Genomic DNA, 2,345 nt, shown 5'->3' with positions numbered 1-2,345 from the left:
TGGTATAATTGTAAGCTGAGGAGTTTTATAATATATTTAATAATATTATTATGAAATATTTATGGGAGATTTGGTTATCTTTAAGCAAAAAATAAATTTCTTTCTCGTTTCGTCATTAAAACATCATTCAGGAGGAATATGAAAATGACAATAGAAATCTCAAATGACTATGGCAAAATTGATATTTCAAATGAAGTCATTGCGTCAGTAGTAGGCAGCAAAGCTGTTGAAAGTTATGGCATAGTGGGCATGGCATCCAGACAACAAGTAAGAGATGGGATAGCCGAAATATTAGGACATGAAAATTATGCTAAAGGTATTGTAGTAAATGAAAATGATGGTGTGATTGATATAGATATGTATATTATTGTAAGCTATGGTGTGAAAATATCAGAAGTAGCTAACAATGTACAATCATCAGTTAAATATACATTAGAAACTTCACTTAATCTAAAAGTTAATTCAATTAACATTTTTGTACAAGGTGTAAGACTTAATAATAAGGGCAAGAAGGTATAGGAGGACGTAGCACGATGATTAGCAAAATTAATGGTAAATTATTTGCCGATATGATTATACAAGGGGCACAAAATTTATCAAATAATGCAGATTTAGTTGATTCACTCAATGTGTATCCAGTGCCAGACGGTGACACTGGAACAAATATGAATTTAACAATCACTTCTGGACGTGAAGAAGTTGAAAATAACTTATCTCAAAGTATAGGTGAGCTAGGTAAAACTTTCTCTAAAGGGCTATTAATGGGTGCACGTGGAAATTCAGGTGTAATCTTATCTCAACTATTTAGAGGATTCTGTAAAAATATTGAAGAGTACGATGAAATTAATGCACAACAATTAGCAAATAGTTTCCAGTCCGGCGTAGATACCGCATATAAAGCTGTTATGAAACCAGTTGAAGGAACTATTTTAACTGTTGCTAAAGATGCTGCGAATGCGGCAATGAAAAAAGCAGAAGAAACAGATGACTGTGTAGCAATTATGGAACATACAATTGCTGAAGCTGAGAAATCACTAGAGAACACGCCTAACTTATTAGCAGTGCTAAAAGAAGTTGGTGTGGTTGATAGTGGTGGTAAAGGATTATTATGTGTCTATGAAGGATTCTTAAAAGGTTTAAATGGAGAAACTGTTGAAGCAACAAAAAAGAAACTTGATACTGAAGAATTAGTACATGAATCTCATGATTTTCACGGTGTTATGAACACTGAAGATATTAAATTTGGTTATTGCACTGAAATGATGGTTCGTTTTGGAAAAGATAAAAAAGAATTTTCCGAGCAAGAATTTAGAAACGACATGAGTCAATTTGGCGATTCATTACTAGTTATTAATGATGATGAAATCGTAAAAGTTCACGTACATACTGAGACACCTGGCGAAGTATTTAATTATGGCCAACAATATGGTGAATTAATTAAAGTAAAAGCTGAAAATATGCGTGAGCAACACCGTGAAGTTATTCGCAAAGAACAACAAAATCAACGTAAAGAAGATAACAACCAATCTAAAACGGTAGAAACAGCGATTATTGCTATTTCCATGGGAGAGGGTATTTCTGAATTATTCACTTCTATGGGAGCAACTCACATTATTAGTGGTGGTCAAACAATGAATCCTTCAACTGAAGATATTGTTAAAGTCATTGAACAATCACAATGTCAACGTGCAATTATCTTGCCTAATAATAAAAATATAAGAATGTCTAGTGACCAAGCAGCTGATTTAGTTGAGGCAGAGACAGAAGTTATACCTACGACTTCAATTCCTCAAGGTGTTGCTGCATTATTCCAATATGATCCATCTTCGTCACTTGCAGAGAATAAATCTCATATGACGACTGCTTTAGATTCTGTAAAATCAGGTTCTATTACTTTTGCGGTAAGAGATACTAAAATTGATGGCGTAGAAATTAAAAAAGATCAATTTATGGGCTTAGCAGAAAATAAAATAGTCACAAGTAATAACGATGAGTATACAACTATCACTGGTTTATTAAAAGAGTTATTAACTGAAGATAGTGAAATATTAACAATCTTCGCTGGTGAGGATGCTCATCCAGATGTCTCTGACAAACTAATCGAGTGGATAGAATCAGAATATCCTGAGATAGAAGTTGAAGAACACAATGGTGGGCAACCGATTTACCATTATCTATTTGCTGTTGAATAAAAAGAGAATAAAATATTAACATTATGTCTTTTTAGAAAATGATAAATATTTCGGATTCAATCTCATACCCTTAGATGATTTTACAATCATTTAAGGGTTTTATTACGTTTATGGAGCATGACAATATAATTTTAAAATTACGCGTATTAAGAT

The 2,345-nt window shown here is 32.7% G+C and carries 2 protein-coding genes; both read left to right on the top strand.

All coding sequences use genetic code 11. The features are described 5' to 3' along the window. Positions 1–144: 144 nt before the first annotated feature. Entirely contained in the window at positions 145–519 is a 375-nt protein-coding gene (locus tag CD147_RS11690) for an Asp23/Gls24 family envelope stress response protein (protein WP_103167616.1), read from the top strand. Between the two features lie 14 nt (positions 520–533). Then, on the top strand, positions 534–2,192 hold the full coding sequence (gene fakA, locus CD147_RS11685) for a fatty acid kinase catalytic subunit FakA (RefSeq protein WP_103167615.1): 1,659 nt from the start codon (positions 534–536) through the stop codon (positions 2,190–2,192). Positions 2,193–2,345 lie beyond the last annotated feature (153 nt).

This window comes from Staphylococcus devriesei, assembly GCF_002902625.1.
In the GTDB taxonomy this organism is placed as follows: Bacteria; Bacillota; Bacilli; order Staphylococcales; family Staphylococcaceae; genus Staphylococcus; species Staphylococcus devriesei.
Note: the sequence above shows the minus strand (reverse complement) of the source record. Positions and strands in the feature narration are given on the sequence as shown.

What these genes read in the sequence shown, in the direction of transcription:
- CD147_RS11690 (WP_103167616.1), top strand. Translation starts at nt 145, where the DNA reads ATGACAATAGAAATCTCAAATGACTATGGCAAAATTGATATTTCAAAT.
- fakA (WP_103167615.1), top strand. Translation starts at nt 534, where the DNA reads ATGATTAGCAAAATTAATGGTAAATTATTTGCCGATATGATTATACAA.